Origin of the sequence: Devosia sp. FKR38 (assembly GCF_005222805.1) — a bacterium.
In the GTDB taxonomy this organism is placed as follows: Bacteria; Pseudomonadota; Alphaproteobacteria; order Rhizobiales; family Devosiaceae; genus Devosia.
Map to the genome: position 1 here is coordinate 531,015 of NZ_STGC01000005.1, position 13,536 is coordinate 544,550.

General features: G+C 64.9%; 17 protein-coding genes. 14 read left to right on the forward strand and 3 right to left on the reverse strand.

Features of this window, described 5'->3' with window-relative positions; translation table 11 throughout:
- The 7 genes from E8M79_RS07645 to E8M79_RS07675 all read left to right on the forward strand — a co-directional run bounded on the left by E8M79_RS07645 (nt 1) and on the right by E8M79_RS07675 (nt 4,282).
- Entirely contained in the window at nt 1-1,557 is a 1,557-nt protein-coding gene (locus tag E8M79_RS07645) for a proton-conducting transporter membrane subunit (protein WP_137151344.1), read from the forward strand.
- Nucleotides 1,554-2,033, forward strand: coding sequence for a Na+/H+ antiporter subunit E (locus E8M79_RS07650; protein WP_137151345.1), 480 nt, complete (start codon nt 1,554-1,556; stop codon nt 2,031-2,033). The genes E8M79_RS07645 and E8M79_RS07650 overlap by 4 nt, the downstream gene beginning before the upstream one ends.
- On the forward strand, nt 2,030-2,326 hold the full coding sequence (locus tag E8M79_RS18660; protein WP_137151346.1) for a cation:proton antiporter: 297 nt from the start codon (nt 2,030-2,032) through the stop codon (nt 2,324-2,326). The genes E8M79_RS07650 and E8M79_RS18660 overlap by 4 nt, the downstream gene beginning before the upstream one ends.
- On the forward strand, nt 2,323-2,682 hold the full coding sequence (gene mnhG / locus E8M79_RS07660) for a monovalent cation/H(+) antiporter subunit G (RefSeq protein ID WP_137151347.1): 360 nt from the start codon (nt 2,323-2,325) through the stop codon (nt 2,680-2,682). The genes E8M79_RS18660 and mnhG overlap by 4 nt, the downstream gene beginning before the upstream one ends.
- Before the next feature lie 116 nt (nt 2,683-2,798).
- The gene (locus E8M79_RS07665; protein ID WP_137151348.1) at nt 2,799-3,221 is read left to right on the forward strand and encodes a MucR family transcriptional regulator; all 423 of its coding nucleotides are present in this window, start codon (nt 2,799-2,801) and stop codon (nt 3,219-3,221) included.
- 211 nt (nt 3,222-3,432) lie between these two features.
- Complete coding sequence (locus E8M79_RS07670; protein ID WP_137151349.1) at nt 3,433-3,807, forward strand: helix-turn-helix domain-containing protein; 375 nt, start codon at nt 3,433-3,435, stop codon at nt 3,805-3,807.
- Nucleotides 3,797-4,282: a DUF6456 domain-containing protein gene (locus E8M79_RS07675; protein ID WP_137151350.1), complete on the forward strand. Its 486-nt coding sequence runs from the start codon at nt 3,797-3,799 to the stop codon at nt 4,280-4,282. Before E8M79_RS07670 ends, E8M79_RS07675 begins: the two co-directional genes overlap by 11 nt.
- Before the next feature lie 3 nt (nt 4,283-4,285).
- Here the strand turns inward: E8M79_RS07675 and E8M79_RS07680 are convergent, their stop codons facing one another.
- Both E8M79_RS07680 and E8M79_RS07685 read right to left on the reverse strand, forming a co-directional pair.
- Entirely contained in the window at nt 4,286-4,714 is a 429-nt protein-coding gene (locus tag E8M79_RS07680; protein ID WP_137151351.1) for a SufE family protein, read from the reverse strand.
- 177 nt (nt 4,715-4,891) lie between these two features.
- The gene (locus E8M79_RS07685) at nt 4,892-5,185 is read right to left on the reverse strand and encodes a hypothetical protein (protein ID WP_137151352.1); all 294 of its coding nucleotides are present in this window, start codon (nt 5,183-5,185) and stop codon (nt 4,892-4,894) included.
- A gap of 341 nt (nt 5,186-5,526) precedes the next feature.
- On the opposite strand from E8M79_RS07685, the gene E8M79_RS07690 reads away from it, so the two are divergent.
- Genes E8M79_RS07690 through E8M79_RS07700 form a run of 3 tightly spaced genes read left to right on the forward strand, consistent with a single transcriptional unit; the run spans nt 5,527 to nt 8,837 of the window.
- Entirely contained in the window at nt 5,527-7,338 is a 1,812-nt protein-coding gene (locus E8M79_RS07690; RefSeq protein WP_137151353.1) for a PAS domain-containing sensor histidine kinase, read from the forward strand.
- On the forward strand, nt 7,335-8,498 hold the full coding sequence (locus tag E8M79_RS07695) for a peptidoglycan-binding domain-containing protein (RefSeq protein WP_171015776.1): 1,164 nt from the start codon (nt 7,335-7,337) through the stop codon (nt 8,496-8,498). Before E8M79_RS07690 ends, E8M79_RS07695 begins: the two co-directional genes overlap by 4 nt.
- Nucleotides 8,499-8,837 carry a DUF1491 family protein gene (locus tag E8M79_RS07700; RefSeq protein WP_137151355.1) on the forward strand — a complete coding sequence of 113 codons (339 nt, stop codon included), beginning with the start codon at nt 8,499-8,501 and terminating at the stop codon, nt 8,835-8,837.
- Between the two features lie 41 nt (nt 8,838-8,878).
- On the opposite strand, the gene E8M79_RS07705 is transcribed toward E8M79_RS07700, so the two are convergent.
- The gene (locus tag E8M79_RS07705) at nt 8,879-10,021 is read right to left on the reverse strand and encodes a DUF2336 domain-containing protein (protein WP_171015777.1); all 1,143 of its coding nucleotides are present in this window, start codon (nt 10,019-10,021) and stop codon (nt 8,879-8,881) included.
- 192 nt (nt 10,022-10,213) lie between these two features.
- On the opposite strand from E8M79_RS07705, the gene E8M79_RS18370 reads away from it, so the two are divergent.
- The 4 genes from E8M79_RS18370 to E8M79_RS07720 all read left to right on the forward strand — a co-directional run bounded on the left by E8M79_RS18370 (nt 10,214) and on the right by E8M79_RS07720 (nt 13,530).
- Nucleotides 10,214-10,381 (forward strand): hypothetical protein, encoded by a 168-nt coding sequence (locus E8M79_RS18370; RefSeq protein ID WP_171015778.1) that lies wholly within the window; start codon nt 10,214-10,216, stop codon nt 10,379-10,381.
- Nucleotides 10,374-11,198, forward strand: a complete 825-nt coding sequence (locus E8M79_RS07710) for a hypothetical protein (RefSeq protein WP_137151357.1) — start codon at nt 10,374-10,376, stop codon at nt 11,196-11,198. The genes E8M79_RS18370 and E8M79_RS07710 overlap by 8 nt, the downstream gene beginning before the upstream one ends.
- Nucleotides 11,199-11,218: 20 nt before the next feature.
- Nucleotides 11,219-12,415: a chromate efflux transporter gene (gene chrA, locus E8M79_RS07715; protein ID WP_137151358.1), complete on the forward strand. Its 1,197-nt coding sequence runs from the start codon at nt 11,219-11,221 to the stop codon at nt 12,413-12,415.
- A 71-nt stretch (nt 12,416-12,486) separates the two neighbouring features.
- A complete protein-coding gene (locus E8M79_RS07720) occupies nt 12,487-13,530 on the forward strand; it encodes a S66 peptidase family protein (RefSeq protein ID WP_137151359.1) in 1,044 nt (347 codons plus the stop codon).
- Nucleotides 13,531-13,536: the final 6 nt, after the last annotated feature.

A 13,536-nucleotide genomic window follows, 5' to 3' on the forward strand; every position in this document is an offset into this window, starting at 1 on the left:
ATGGCCGCACCTGACCTGTCGGCTGCCATGATCGAAACTGCAACTCTGCCCACCGACTGGGTGGTGGTTCTGCCACTGGTGCTGGCCCTGATGGGGGCTGCGCTGCTGCTCATCGTGCGTCAGTCGCGCGGCCTGAGCTTCGTGCTGGCACTGGTGAGCGTGCTGGCCATCATCGCCTGCGAGATCACGCTGCTGCTGCAGATCTTTGCCAATGGCCCGGTGAGCATGACCATGGGCAAATGGCTGCCGCCCTTTGGCATCAGCTTTACGGCCGATGCCTTTGGCGCCAGCTTTGCCCTCGCCGCTGCCGTGGTGACGCTGGTGGTATTGATCTATGCCGAACCCGAACAGCCGGCGTCCGTCGGTGGCGGCAGCTTCTACGCATTGGTGCTGCTGCTGCTGGCCGGTGTCACCGGCTCGTTCCTGACCGGTGACCTGTTCAACCTCTATGTCTGGTTCGAGGTGCTGCTGATTGCCTCATTCGGCCTGATGGTGCTGGGCGGGCGGGCAATCCAACTCGACGGCACGGTGAAATACGGCTTCCTGAACTTCCTTGCCACGACCGTCTTCCTGCTGTCACTGGGCCTGCTCTATGGCCTGCTCGGCACGCTCAACATGGCCGATGTGCTGCGCGTCGCGCCACAGGCCAATCCCGCCGCGATGGCCGGGGTGGCCGCGCTGATGTTGTTGGCCTTCGGCATGAAGGCGGCAGCCTTTCCGGTTAACGCCTGGCTGCCGGCATCCTATCACACGCCGCCTGCAGCAATCTCGGCCCTGATGGCGGGCCTTTTGACCAAGGTGGGCATCTACGCGCTGCTGCGCACACTGGTGGCCGTGCTGCCGGCGACGCGCGACCTGCTAGAGCCGGTGCTGATCATCATCGCCATTGCCACGCTGCTGATCGGCCCGCTGGGGGCCATTGCCGAGACCAATCTGCGCCGCGCCATGGGCTTTATCGTCATCGGTGGCATCGGCGCCGTCATGGCAGGCATTGCCCTGCCGAACCTGGCCGCGATCAGCGGCGCCGGCCTCTATATTTTCCATGCCATGCTGACCATGACGGCGCTCTATCTGGTGGCCGGGCTGATCGAGCGGTTTACGGGCCAGACCGATACCCGCCAGATGGGCGGGCTCTACGCCGCCAATGCGCCGCTTTCTGTTCTGTTCCTGGTGCTGGTGCTGGCCGCCGCAGGCGTGCCGCCGACACTGGGCTTCTGGCCCAAGCTGCTGCTGCTGCAGGGTGGGCTGGAGATGGGCGGGTGGATCGGCGGTCTGCTGGTGAGCGCGCTGCTGCTCAATGCCGTTCTGACCCTGATCGCGGGCACGCGCCTATGGGCGCATATGTTCTGGCGGGCTGCGCCGGCTGAGGCCGTGCCGGTAGACCGCCTGCCCATCCTGCCGCTGCACTGGCTGGGCACGGGCGTGCTGTTTGCCATGATCGTGGCGGCGGGCCTTTGGCCCAATCCCATGCTGGAGGTGGTGCGCAGCGGCGCCGCTGACATGCTGGACCCGGCGCGCTATATCGCCGCCGTGGGCCTGGCGGGAGTCACGCCATGAATCTGGCCCTGACCATCACCGGCCTTGCCCTCGCCTGGGCGGCCATCAACGGCAATTTCAGCCCGCTCAACCTGCTGTTCGGCGCCGCCATCGGCTTGTTGACCAGCCTGCTGCTGCGCCGCTGGATCGCCCATCCTCGGGTGATGCGCCGGCTGCGCCGCATCGTTTCGCTGGCGCTGCTATTCTTCTGGGAGCTCAATGTGTCGGCGGTGCGCGTCGCCATCATCGTGCTGACCCCCAATATCCGCAGCGCGCTGCGACCGGGCATCGTGGCCTTTCCGCTCAGCCTCACCACCGACCGGGAAATTACCCTTCTGGCCAATCTGATCACCCTGACGCCAGGGACGCTGAGCGTGGATGTGTCCGAGGATCGCCGCGTGCTCTATGTGCATGTGCTCAATCTCAAGGACCGCGACGCGCTGATTGCCGAGATTGCCAATGGCTTCGAACGCAAGGTGCAGGAGGTGTTCGAATGAGTGCTGCCGATATTTTGTTCCTCAGCGCAACAATTTCCCTGATCATCCTGGGAATCGCCATGCTGATCGCCATTATTCGCGTCGTCATTGGGCCGACGCTGGCGGATCGAATTCTTGCGCTTGATCTTTTGACTGTGATTGCCATGGGATTTGTTGCCACAATTGCTATTCGATCCGGGCTTATGCTCTATCTGGACATTGCTATAAGTCTCGCGCTTCTCGGTTTTCTTGCAACAGTGGCTTTGGCGCGCTATATGTTGTCCCGCATCAAGGACGAGGAGGGCCGATCATGATCTCTCTTCTGTTGACTGGTCTGGGCTGTATTCTGCTTGTGCTGGGATCGTGCTTTGCGCTGCTTGGTGCCATTGGTGTTTTGCGCCTGCCGGACCTGTATACGCGCATGCATGCGGCATCCAAAGCTGGTGCCGTGGGCGGTGGCATGATCCTGCTGGCGGTGGCTCTGGTGAGTTTTGACGCCAGTATTGCCCTGCGCGCCGTCATCGGGGCGGTGTTTTTGCTGCTGACAACCCCGGTTTCCGCCCATTTGCTGGCTCGTGTCAGCCATCGTGGTGGTTATCATACTCAGACCATAATGTTTATTGATGAGTTGGGGGCACCATCTACGAGTAAAGAGTCGGTCGAGCAGTAAAATCTGCTGTGTGCAATTTAATGTTGGCCCGCTTGCTTGCGGTACTAAACGGTCGTAGTACACGTCGTTGGCCAACATGGATCATGTGGATGGCCGCATATCTGAAAGGTTGAAATATGAGTGAGAACACCGGTTCGGGAGCCGGCTTTGAGCAAGACCTGATCGAACTCAGCGCTGGAATTGTCTCGGCATATGTAAGTCACAATGCCATGAGCCCCGGGGATCTGCCCAAGCTCATCTCCGAAATTCACAGCACGCTGCGCTCGCTGTCGACCAATGAAGTCATCGTTGCCGTCGAAGAGCTCAAGCCCGCCGTTCCTGTCCGCAAATCTGTGGCCGCTGACTACATCATCTGTCTTGAAGACGGAAAGAAGTTCAAGTCGCTCAAGCGCCACCTGCGTACCCACTACAATCTCTCGCCGGAAGAATATCGCGAGAAGTGGGGCCTGCCGGCCGACTACCCGATGGTTGCTCCGAGCTATTCGGCAACCCGCTCCAAGCTGGCCAAAGACAATGGCCTGGGCCGCAAGGCTGCCTAAGGGCGCACACACCAACACAGACATCGTCGCGCAACTGACCGGTCCCAAGCACGGTCTGGGCCTGACAATGAACTGACCAACGGTCGCCCCATGGGGCGACCGTTTGACGTTAAGGGAAACATTGCAACGGTCGTTCATGCAAGTTATCCCCGCCCCCTTGCCAAGCCTCAGGATATAGGAATTAATTCCTTGATACTGACGAGGCAAGGCTATGTTGCATGTGATTTCTCAGCCGCAGACTCTTCCGCGTGCCGCCGGCCCGGGCCGGGACCCCCGCGCAATCAGCGCCGCCATCGCGCTGATTGCGCGCGAAAGAAACGTTCCTGCCCATCTGCTTGTGCATCCGTCGCGCTGCCGCCGTGCTACGGCGCGGGCCCGGCAACTGGCCATGTATCTCTCTCATGTAGTGCTGGGCCATTCGCTCACCGAGATCGCCCGCGCTTTCGGTCGTGATAGGACTACAGTCTCCTATGCCTGCGGGCTGATCGAGGATCTGCGCGATGATCCGGCCTTTGACGACGCGGTCAGCGGCTATGAGCGGCGCCTTGAGGCCAGCGCCGGAAGGGTAGGCGGCCATGGCTGGTGACGGCGCGACCATTGCTCGGCTGGCTATAGGCGGCGCGGGGACGACCCCGTTCCTGGCACCCCAGCATGTGCTGGCTGCCAACCGGCTCGAAGCCCTGATCCGCCGCGCGGGCCTGGTGCAGCGGGTGACCATGTCCTATGACCCCGCCCGCATCGGCCGCCAGCCGGGCGCGGGCGGCGATGGTATCAGCGAGACGGGGCTGGATGCGCGGCGGCGGCTCAACCAGCTGGCCACAACGCTGCCGGCCGATTGCTGGAGCGTGCTGTTCGACGTCTGCGGCCTGGGCAAGGGTCTGCAAACCATCGAGACCGAGCGCGGCTGGCCACGGCGCAGCGCCAAGTTGGTGCTGCGCATTGCACTGAGTCAATTGGCGGCAGCCTGGGGGCTTGAGGGGGTGGCCAAGGGCGGGGACTGCGGCCGCGCCAGGGCCTGGCTGCCCGAGCGCCTGCCCATCGTGCCGCCGCTGGGGGGCTGAAACCTACTGGCGAAGGGCCTGGCCTTCGGCGCGGATGCGGTTGACCATGGCCACCAGACCATTGGAGCGCTGCGCGGTCAGATGCTCGCGCAGCCCCAGCCGGTCGAAAATAGTGATAGCGTCGGTCTCAGCAATCTCGCCGGCCGGACGGTCGGAATAGAGCGCAAGCAGCACGGCCACCAGACCCTGCACGATCATGGCATCGCTCTCGCCGCGATAGGACAGGATGGTCTGGCCATCGACCTGGCGGGTGCTGGCCGACAGCCAGACCTGGGACACGCAGCCATGCACGCGGTTGGCGTCCGATTTCTCGCTGGCCTCCAGCTTGGGCAGGGCCTGGCCCAGCTCGATCAGATAGCGGTAGCGATCCTCCCAATCGTCAAGAAAGGAGAGGTTTTCGGCAATGTCCTGGAAGGCAGCGGGCTCGGTCATACCGTCTATCTAGGCGGTTGGCGGCCTGGCCGCAAGTCAAAGGGCCAGCAGGGCTGGCCAGCGAAAAAGAAGCCCCAGACACGGGGCAGCGTGTCTGGGGCAGTACCAGGGCCTTTGGAGAGCGCCGCTTGGGGAAACGGGCAACCCTGGAAATCTTTCGGCGCCGGGCGAACCCGGTCAGCCTGCCCGTGCCGGACGTGGACGGGGAATAGGGGGCACAATGCCGCTGCTGGCGGGGGCGACGGCAGGGGTGGCGGCGGCGGTCTGCTGAAGGCTGGCGGCGACCACGGCCTTGCCGCCAAGGCAGGTGAGGCTATTGCAGTCGATCGACTCAATCTGGGCAGCAACGACCTGGCTGCCCGCGGCCATGGCCTGGGCCGCCATGGCGCCGGTATCGGGCAGGTCGGCGCCCGGCCGGATCACCAGAAAGGCAACGGTGAGCCAAAAAACGGATCGAATAACCACAAACATAACCACATCCAGATTCTTGCTCGGGGCCTTGGTCGCCCCGTTGAAACCCACGCTATCGGCGGCCTCTTAAGCGGTATTGGGACATTTCGATAAAATTCGATGCAAATGCGCGCGACCGCTCTGATCGGTGCAACGCCTTGTTTACGCTAACCGGAAAAAGGCCCCCCAGGGGCACCGAACAAGCCGTTGCGGGTCAGACATTTAAGGGCGCTTTAGCTCTTGGACGCCAGTGTGGGCGCAACAAGGCCCGAAGCTGATTCAGGCCCTGCGCGATCCCCCGGGATCAAGCCCCAAGTGTTCCGGCCCCGCAGTTCTCGGGGTCGTCAGTGAGAGTAGTGCGTATGCGTAGCCCGTTCTCTTTCAGCGTAAGCAAAGAGATCTCCCAGGCGGTTGCCGGCAGCGGCCATCGGCCGGAAGCACTGCGCCGCCAGACGCTCGCCGACAATGCGCGCATCGCCATTGCCGTCAGCGCTCTGGCCATACCCGCCTCAGTCTATTTCCTCATCATCGGCATCCCGCTGCCCTTCGTCATGGTCACCCTGTCGCTGGCCTCGGGCATGATCACGCTGACGCTGCACACCCGCAAGCTCTACGAGCAGGCCGCCGCTGGCCAGGTCTATACCATCCTGCTGCTGGGACTGCTGATGACCCTGGTTGATCGCAATCTGGGTGACATGGGCATGGCGGTGACCGTGCTGGCCCCCGTACTGGCCGCGCTGCAGGGCCGCAAGGCCCTGCGCACCCAGAGCTGGGTCCTGGCCGGGGCCGTGCTGGCGCTCGGCACGCTGGCCAGCATGCTGAGCCTGTCGGCCGGCGTCGAAATGACCGCCTCCTGGTTTATTGCCAGCGGCACAGTGTTTGCCGCCAGCCTGGCGGTCGTTGTGCACGCCGCCACCCGCATTGGCGGTGCCTATGAGGTCTATGACAAATCCCAGGTCAACGCCTATCGGCACCTGATCGAACACGTGCAGGACGCCGTGATCCGCTTCTCCAGCGATGGCGAACTGCTGCTGGCCTCACGCTCGTCGGAGAAGCTGTTCGGCTGCCAGCGCTATGAACTGACCGGCAGCGGCCTGGGCGAGCGCCTCCACGTCCTCGACCGTCCGCTGTATCTGACCGCCTTTGCCGACGCCAACCAAGGCGGGCAGGCCCGCACCATCGAAGTGCGCATGCGCCGTGACGATCCCCATGCCAGCGCTGCCGCGCCCACTTTCATTTGGGTTGAAGTGTGCCTGTCGCCCGTGCTCGAGAGTGGAAGCGACGGCATGCGCCATGAAGTGGTGGCCCTGCTGCGCGATATTACCGAGCGCAAGGACGACGAAGCCCTGATGGCCGAGGCGCGCCGCGTCGCCGAAGAGGCTTCCAGCGCCAAGTCGCGGTTCCTGGCCACCATCGGCCATGAACTGCGCACGCCGCTCAACGCCGTCGTCGGCTTCTCCGAGATGATGAGCAGCGGCATTGGCGGCGAGCTGTCGCCGACCCACCAGGAATATGCCGGGCTGATCCACCAGAGCGGCAAGCACCTGCTCGAAGTGGTGCGCATGCTGCTCGACATGTCGCGGCTCGATGCCGGAAAATTCGAACTGCAGACCGAGCGCTTCCAGCTGCCCGACCTGATCGAACCCTGCTTCAGCATGGTGGGCGTGATGGCGCGCGAGCGCGATATCCGCCTGGTGGCCGATGTGGCCACCAACCTGCCGCTGCTGCTGGCAGACGAACGGGCCTGCCGCCAGATCCTGATCAACCTGCTGTCCAATGCGGTCAAATTCAGCCAGCCGCATGGCACCGTGACAGTGTCCATCAAACGGCAGGGCCAATCGCTCAACCTGTCGGTGACCGACCACGGCATCGGCATGGCGCCCGAATCGTTGGCCCGTGTCGGCGAGCCCTTCTTCCAGGTGCACGACGGCCTCAATCGCCGCTACGAGGGCACGGGGCTTGGCCTGTCCATCGTCAAGGGCCTTGTGGACTTGCATGATGGCACGCTCAGGGCCATGTCTGAGATTGGAACGGGGACAACCATGACGGTGTTGCTGCCCATAAACGGTCCGGCAATAAAAGCCGAAGAGACTGCCACCGTCACACCCATCCGCAAAGAACCGGTCGCCACCAGCAACTCCTCATGGCTAGACGAAAAAAGAAAAGCGCAATGACGGCTAACACCCTCTCACATCTGCCTCTGGCGGCTGGCAGCGCTCTCGCGTCTGCCCTGGGTCGTTCCGGCCGCTGGGCCCTGTCGCATTACATGCGGGCGCCGCTGGCCTCGACTGGCCTGATGGCCCTGGTGACGCTGACGGCACTGGCGGGCAGCAATGCCTTGTACTTCCAGACCAAGCGACACCCCGCGCCGTTCTTTGCACCTGTGCAGGCCATGCCTGTCGCCGAAATCCCCCAGGTTGTGCAGCCCAATACCGGCGTGTTGCCGGTGATCCCGGCGCAGCGCGTCGTGGCACCGACCCAGGTGGTAACCAATGAGACCACCGGCAGCGTTGCGCCGCCGGCGATCCCGGATGCCCCGGTGGGCAACGCACAGGCCTTCGCGGTGCAGAAGAAACTGGCCGAGCTCGGTCTGTTCGCTGGCACGGTGGATGGCTTTTACGGCCCGATGACCGCCAATGCCATCCGTGCCTTCGAGCAGCGCAATGGGCTGGAACCGACCGGCGCCATGACGCCAGCGGTGGTCGACGCGATTCTGCAGTCCGATGCCGCCGGCCGCATGCCGGTGGTGCAGCCCGTGGCCCAGCCGGTCGCTGTAGCGCCGCAGCCTGCGCCCGTCGTGGTGCCGCCGCAGCCGGCACGCCAGGCCCAGATTGCGCCGCAGCCACAGCCCATGGTGCAGTCGGCCCAGGCGCTGACCCCGGTGGACAATGCCGTCGATGTTGTCGGCAATGCCGCCGAAACCACCATAGATTCCATCGTTGCTGCCTTTGAATCGGGTGACTCCAGTGCGGCCACGCCGCTGGCGCCGCGCACTGCGCTGCCGGCACTGAGCAGCCAGCGCTCCCCGACAGCGTCGGTGCCCGCCGCCGAACCGGTCCCGCCGGTGCAGGTGGCCGATATTACCCCGCAGACCGTGGCGCCACAGCAGACCGCAGCGCCCGCGCTCGACCCGGCCAATAACGTCGAGCTGGTCAGCCAGATCCAGCGCGGCCTGGCGAGCCTGGGCTTCTACCATGGCGCCATCGATGGCCATCCCGGCGATTCCACCGCCCGGGCCATCCGTGAGTTCGAGAATTTCAACAGCTACAAGCTCACTGGCGAGGTCAAGCCGGACCTGGTCGGCCTGTTGCGCAATGCCGGCGCGACCCTCTAGGTGAGCCTGCTCCGCAGCGATCTATGGTGCGGGGTCTTTGTGCGGCGGCATAACGACCTGGGCCATATGTGCGTGGTGTCGCGCCGCGGCGATTCCATTGCCGGCCAGGTGTTCATCGAGGTTGACCACCTCGATGGTACGCTGTCGCTCTACACTCCTGCGCCCATTGCCAGTCGGGAGAACAATGCGGCGGGACTGGTGTTCCAGTGCCGCTTCCACCATGCCGAACCGCAGAAGGTGCGCGAACGTATCGCCCGCGAGGCCGAGTTCGATCCCGATCTCTGGGTGCTGAGCCTGGATCTGCGCGGCGATGACCTGGGTGTTGACCTGGTCAAATAGGGCGCTTGCCTGCCTGAACAGGCGTATGGGGCAGGCGCGCCTTAGCTGGCGCGCTTGATGCCAATGCGGGCCAGGGCCTCGATGGCCTGTTCGACCACCGGATTGTGCGCCGGGGCAAGCGAGGGCGTACGGCGACTGGTTTCGGTGAAGGGCTTGTATTCGGGCTTGGCCAGCTCGAGCAGGTTCACCTCGCCGCGCCAGGCGCTCATCAGATAGGCCATGGAATCGGGCGTGACATTGCCGAACATGGTGGCGAAGTCGGCCAGGGCGCGCGAGCGCTCGCTGTCGTGGCTGGTGGCGTGGATCAGCACCTTGAGCCCGTCATAGGCGCTGCAGCCGAAGGCGCGCAGGATGACAAACAGCGAGGCGCCGGTGACGTCATGGGCGATCTGCCCGCAACGCACTTCATCGAGTCCGGTGATCTGGCTGAGCAGCTTGGTGACTTCGGGGCGGCGGTTTTCCGAGAACAGCTTCATCAGCGCCAGCGTCAGCTCGGCATTGGCGACAGTGAGCAGCTCGATGGTCTTCTTGATCGGCGCCACGGGGGTGTCGCGATGCGCAAAGGCCTGGATGACCTTGAGCCGATCGGCATCGGAGAGGTCAAAGAAGGCGGGAGCCAGCAGAGCCGCGTCGAAGTCACTGCGCTTGGCCAGCGACTCGGCGACCATGTGGTCCATCTGGGCGGAGCGGGCCAGGGCGCTGAGATAGGCGCCGCGCGGCACGATATGGGTGTTGGACGCCAGGGCGCGATAGACCTTGCGCGAATTCATCTGGAACAGCTTGGCCAGCACCACATTGGACAGGTCCGGCCGCGCAGCGAGGGTGGCAGCGGCAGGCACGTCATAGCGCGCAATGATCTCGAGCATGGTGGCTTCGCTGAGCTCGACCGCGCTGGTGAGGAAACCGTTGAGATCCTCCCCGATGTTTTCCACCACCAGGTTTTCCAGCACCGGCGAGAGCACGGCAGCCCGGCCCAGGATCGCTGCGCCCTTGGCGCGGGCCTGCGGGCCGGCAATGGGGAAGAGGCGCGTCGCCAGCGCCTCAAACTGTTCCATTTCGGGAGCAGTGGCCTTGCCGCGGCGCGCATAGGCGTCACAGGCGGCGATCAAAAGGGTGTTCGTCCGGTCCACGCCGCCGGATTCGATCAGCAGTTGGAATGTCTCGTAAGGCTGAAAACCAAGCATATCGTGGGGACCGTCATATCGGAATCGCATCACATTTGATGCGGACTCACTCTTGCCGCCAATTCGTTAGCAGACTGTTAACCTTGACGATCTCTTAATGGCTTCAGGACGCACTGGGGCGAAGTGCGCACTGATTTGCAACACGAAGCGCGGCCTCCAGGGGAAGGAGGAGCGGGACCCTCGGAGGATAGCTTGGCTAAGCTCTTCAGTATCAACGGACGACGGACGGCATCCACACCCGGCAAAACGCTCCCGGGCGATGCAAAAATCCTGATGTTCACCGGAGTGCGTTATGAACGCGGCACGCCTGGCAAGCCGACCACGACCATTGACCCGACAACCAAGCGCAAGCGTGGCTGAGAACGCACGACTGCTGCTGCGTGGTCTGGCGATCCTGGTTCTGGCCCAACTGGCCTTTGCCTGCGTCGCGCGCCCGACAGGCGACTTCGGTCGCGCCGAACCGGGCATCGTGCATGATATGGCCATGCCCGTGGTGGGCAAGGCGCTGGCCAGCGCGCGCAAGGAACCGGTCTCCGGCTTCAATATTACCGACCAGGAACAGGAGATGCACGACCGCGTCTGGCGCTTCCTCGTCGCGCCCCATGCCAAGGACTGGCTGTTTGACGGCTCGGTGGAGCTGCAGCGCACCCGCATCATTCCCCCCAAGGACGATCATTACCGCGCCGACCGCTACTACGCCTGGCTCAAGAGCACGCAGTATCAGTCCTCGCGCACCCGCTACAGCACGGTGGGCAATCACGCCGGCATCGACATCCAGACGCTGCCGACCACTTTTGCCGCCATCTGCGCGGTGATTGCGGTGGACCAGCAGCGCGCGACGGCGCTGCAGGACCTGTCGCGGCGCCTGCCAGCAACGGCGGCAGCCGATGTTGAGGCGCGGCGCGCCGAGAACGATGCCTTCATTGCCTGGTTCGTACGCGCGCTCAACTATCGCTATGACAGCTACGACTTCGCGCTCGACAGCCTGTTGGTGGAAACCCCGCATGAGCAGTCGGTGGCAGTGGACGAGACGCTGCGGCGCCTGTCGGTCTTCGTCGGCCGCGCCAATCGCCGCGATTTCTGCGGCAATGGCGGGCAGATGGCCGGATACGGCGGCGTCGTCATCCCGTCACGCTTCCAACATAAGGGCGACACCGAGATCGTGCTGCAGAAGTAGCGGCCAGCCGGAGCCTGCCCATGGACACCCCGACGACCCGCCCGACCGGCACGCCCGGAGAAGTCTTCGGCGCCTTCCTCAAGCTGGGGCTGACCGCCTTTGGCGGGCCGATCGCCCATCTGGGCTATTTCCGCGAGGAACTGGTGCTGCGCCGCCGCTGGCTGGATGAGGCAGCCTATGCTGACCTGGTGGCCCTCTGTCAGTTCTTGCCGGGCCCGGCCTCGAGCCAGGTCGGCTTTTCGCTTGGCCTGCTGCGCGCCGGGCCGCTGGGGGCACTCGCCGCCTGGACGGCCTTCACCCTGCCATCGGCGCTGCTGCTGATTGCCTTTGCCGCTGCCGCCGGCACGCTGGACGGGCCGCTGGCCCAGGGCGTGCTGCATGGGCTCAAGCTCGTCGCGGTCGCCGTGGTGGCCCAGGCTGTCTGGGGCATGGCGCGCAGCCTGACGCCGGACCGCCAGCGGGCGACGCTGGCCGTGATCGCCATTGCCGCGGTTGTGCTGCTGCCGGGCGCGATCGGGCAGATCGCAGCCATTGGCCTTGGCGTCATTGGCGGGCTGGCATTCTGCCGCGACGGGGCACAGGCGCCGGTGTCGGTGACGCGGTTCCCGGTGTCGGCGCAGGCCGGCTGGGTGGCGCTGGCGCTGTTTGCGAGCCTGTTGCTGGGTCTGCCGCTGCTCGCAGGCGCGACCGACTGGCCGGCGCTGGACCTGTTTGACGGTTTCTATCGCGCCGGGGCGCTGGTGTTCGGCGGTGGCCATGTGGTGCTGCCGCTGCTGGAGAGCGAGACCGTGGCGCGCGGCTGGCTGAGCCGGGACGCCTTCATGGCCGGCTATGGCGCGACCCAGGCCGTGCCGGGGCCGCTGTTTACCTTTGCCGCCTATCTGGGTGCGCTGGCCCAGGGCTGGGCCGGAGCGGCGCTGGGACTGGTGGCGGTGTTCCTGCCGGGCTTTCTGCTGCTGGTGGGCGTGCTGCCGTTCTGGAACCGCGTGCGCGCGGCGCCACTGGCCCAGGCCGGCATGCGCGGCGCCAATGCCGCCGTGGTCGGCGTGCTGGGCGCGGCGCTCTATGACCCGGTGATCACCAGCGCCGTGCTGATCCCGCTCGACATGCTGCTGGCCACGGCTGGCTTTGTCGCGCTCGTGGCCTGGAAAGCGCCGCCCTGGGTGGTGGTGCTGGGCCTGGCCCTGGCGGGCGGGCTCGTCGGGCTGCTGGGTTAAGCACCATTGCTTTGGCGGGCCCGAGCGATGATGGTGTGAGAGAGACCTCCAAAACGGTTCGCGAGACAAGAGTGCAGCTCATCCAGCCCCGCCGCCTGCAGTCAGGCGACACCATCGCCACTGTCTCGCCCTCCTGGGGCGGGCCGGGCACTTTTCCGCAGCGCTATGCGGCCGGCAAGGCGCAGCTTGAGGCGCTGTTTGGCGTGCGGGTGGTGGAAATGGCCCATACGCTGGCGCCGCCGGAATTTGTTGCGGCCAACCCCAAGGCGCGGGCGGATGATCTGATGGCGGCCTTTGCCGATCCCGCGATTGCCGGCATCTTTGCCACCATTGGCGGCGACGACTGCATTCGCCTCCTGCCTTACCTCGATCTCGAGGTGATCCGCGCCAATCCCAAGGTGTTCTTGGGCTTTTCCGATACGACGTCGTTGCACTTCGCCTGCCTGACGGCGGGGCTAGCGAGCTTTTACGGACCCAGCATCATGGCCGGGTTCGGCGAGAATGCCGGCATGCATGCCTATAGTATCGAGGGCTTGCGCAAGGCGTTGTTCACGCCCGCACCCATGGGCTTGGTGCCCGACAACACCGAGGGCTGGACGGCTGAGCGGCTGGACTGGGCTGACCCGGCGCTGCAGAGCCAGAAGCGGCAGATGCAGCCGGCGGGCAGCCCCCGCGTGCTGCAGGGGCAGGGGCAGGTGACCGGGCATTTCCTGGGCGGCTGCGCCGAGGTGATCGAAATGGTCAAGGGCACCGCCTGGTGGCCGGGACTGGAGATGTGGCGCGGCGCGATCCTCTTTTACGAGACCTCCGAAGAGGCGCCGCCGCCGCGCTACATCAAATACTGGCTGCGCAATCTGGCCGCGCAGCGGATATTGCCGGTGTTGAGCGGCCTGCTGATCGCCCGGCCTGACCCGCTGGCCGATCCCCACTATCAGGCCCAGCTTGAGGCGGCGGTCTGCGAGAGCCTGGCCGAGGCTGGGCTGGAAAACCTGCCGGTGCTGAGCGGGCTCGACTTCGGCCATACCCAGCCCATGCTCACGCTGCCCTATGGCGCCACGGCGCGCATCGACTGCGACAGCGCCAGCCTGACGATCCTCTCGGCCGGCGTGGTCTAGGTCGCG

Bases quoted from the DNA above. Each gene is read 5' to 3' on its own strand.
- E8M79_RS07645 (WP_137151344.1), top strand. From the start codon at position 1: ATGGCCGCACCTGACCTGTCGGCTGCCATGATCGAAACTGCAACTCTG.
- E8M79_RS07650 (WP_137151345.1), top strand. From the start codon at position 1,554: ATGAATCTGGCCCTGACCATCACCGGCCTTGCCCTCGCCTGGGCGGCC.
- E8M79_RS18660 (WP_137151346.1), top strand. From the start codon at position 2,030: ATGAGTGCTGCCGATATTTTGTTCCTCAGCGCAACAATTTCCCTGATC.
- mnhG (WP_137151347.1), top strand. From the start codon at position 2,323: ATGATCTCTCTTCTGTTGACTGGTCTGGGCTGTATTCTGCTTGTGCTG.
- E8M79_RS07665 (WP_137151348.1), top strand. From the start codon at position 2,799: ATGAGTGAGAACACCGGTTCGGGAGCCGGCTTTGAGCAAGACCTGATC.
- E8M79_RS07670 (WP_137151349.1), top strand. From the start codon at position 3,433: ATGTTGCATGTGATTTCTCAGCCGCAGACTCTTCCGCGTGCCGCCGGC.
- E8M79_RS07675 (WP_137151350.1), top strand. From the start codon at position 3,797: ATGGCTGGTGACGGCGCGACCATTGCTCGGCTGGCTATAGGCGGCGCG.
- E8M79_RS07680 (WP_137151351.1), bottom strand. From the start codon at position 4,714: ATGACCGAGCCCGCTGCCTTCCAGGACATTGCCGAAAACCTCTCCTTT.
- E8M79_RS07685 (WP_137151352.1), bottom strand. From the start codon at position 5,185: ATGTTTGTGGTTATTCGATCCGTTTTTTGGCTCACCGTTGCCTTTCTG.
- E8M79_RS07690 (WP_137151353.1), top strand. From the start codon at position 5,527: ATGCGTAGCCCGTTCTCTTTCAGCGTAAGCAAAGAGATCTCCCAGGCG.
- E8M79_RS07695 (WP_171015776.1), top strand. From the start codon at position 7,335: ATGACGGCTAACACCCTCTCACATCTGCCTCTGGCGGCTGGCAGCGCT.
- E8M79_RS07705 (WP_171015777.1), bottom strand. From the start codon at position 10,021: ATGCTTGGTTTTCAGCCTTACGAGACATTCCAACTGCTGATCGAATCC.
- chrA (WP_137151358.1), top strand. From the start codon at position 11,219: ATGGACACCCCGACGACCCGCCCGACCGGCACGCCCGGAGAAGTCTTC.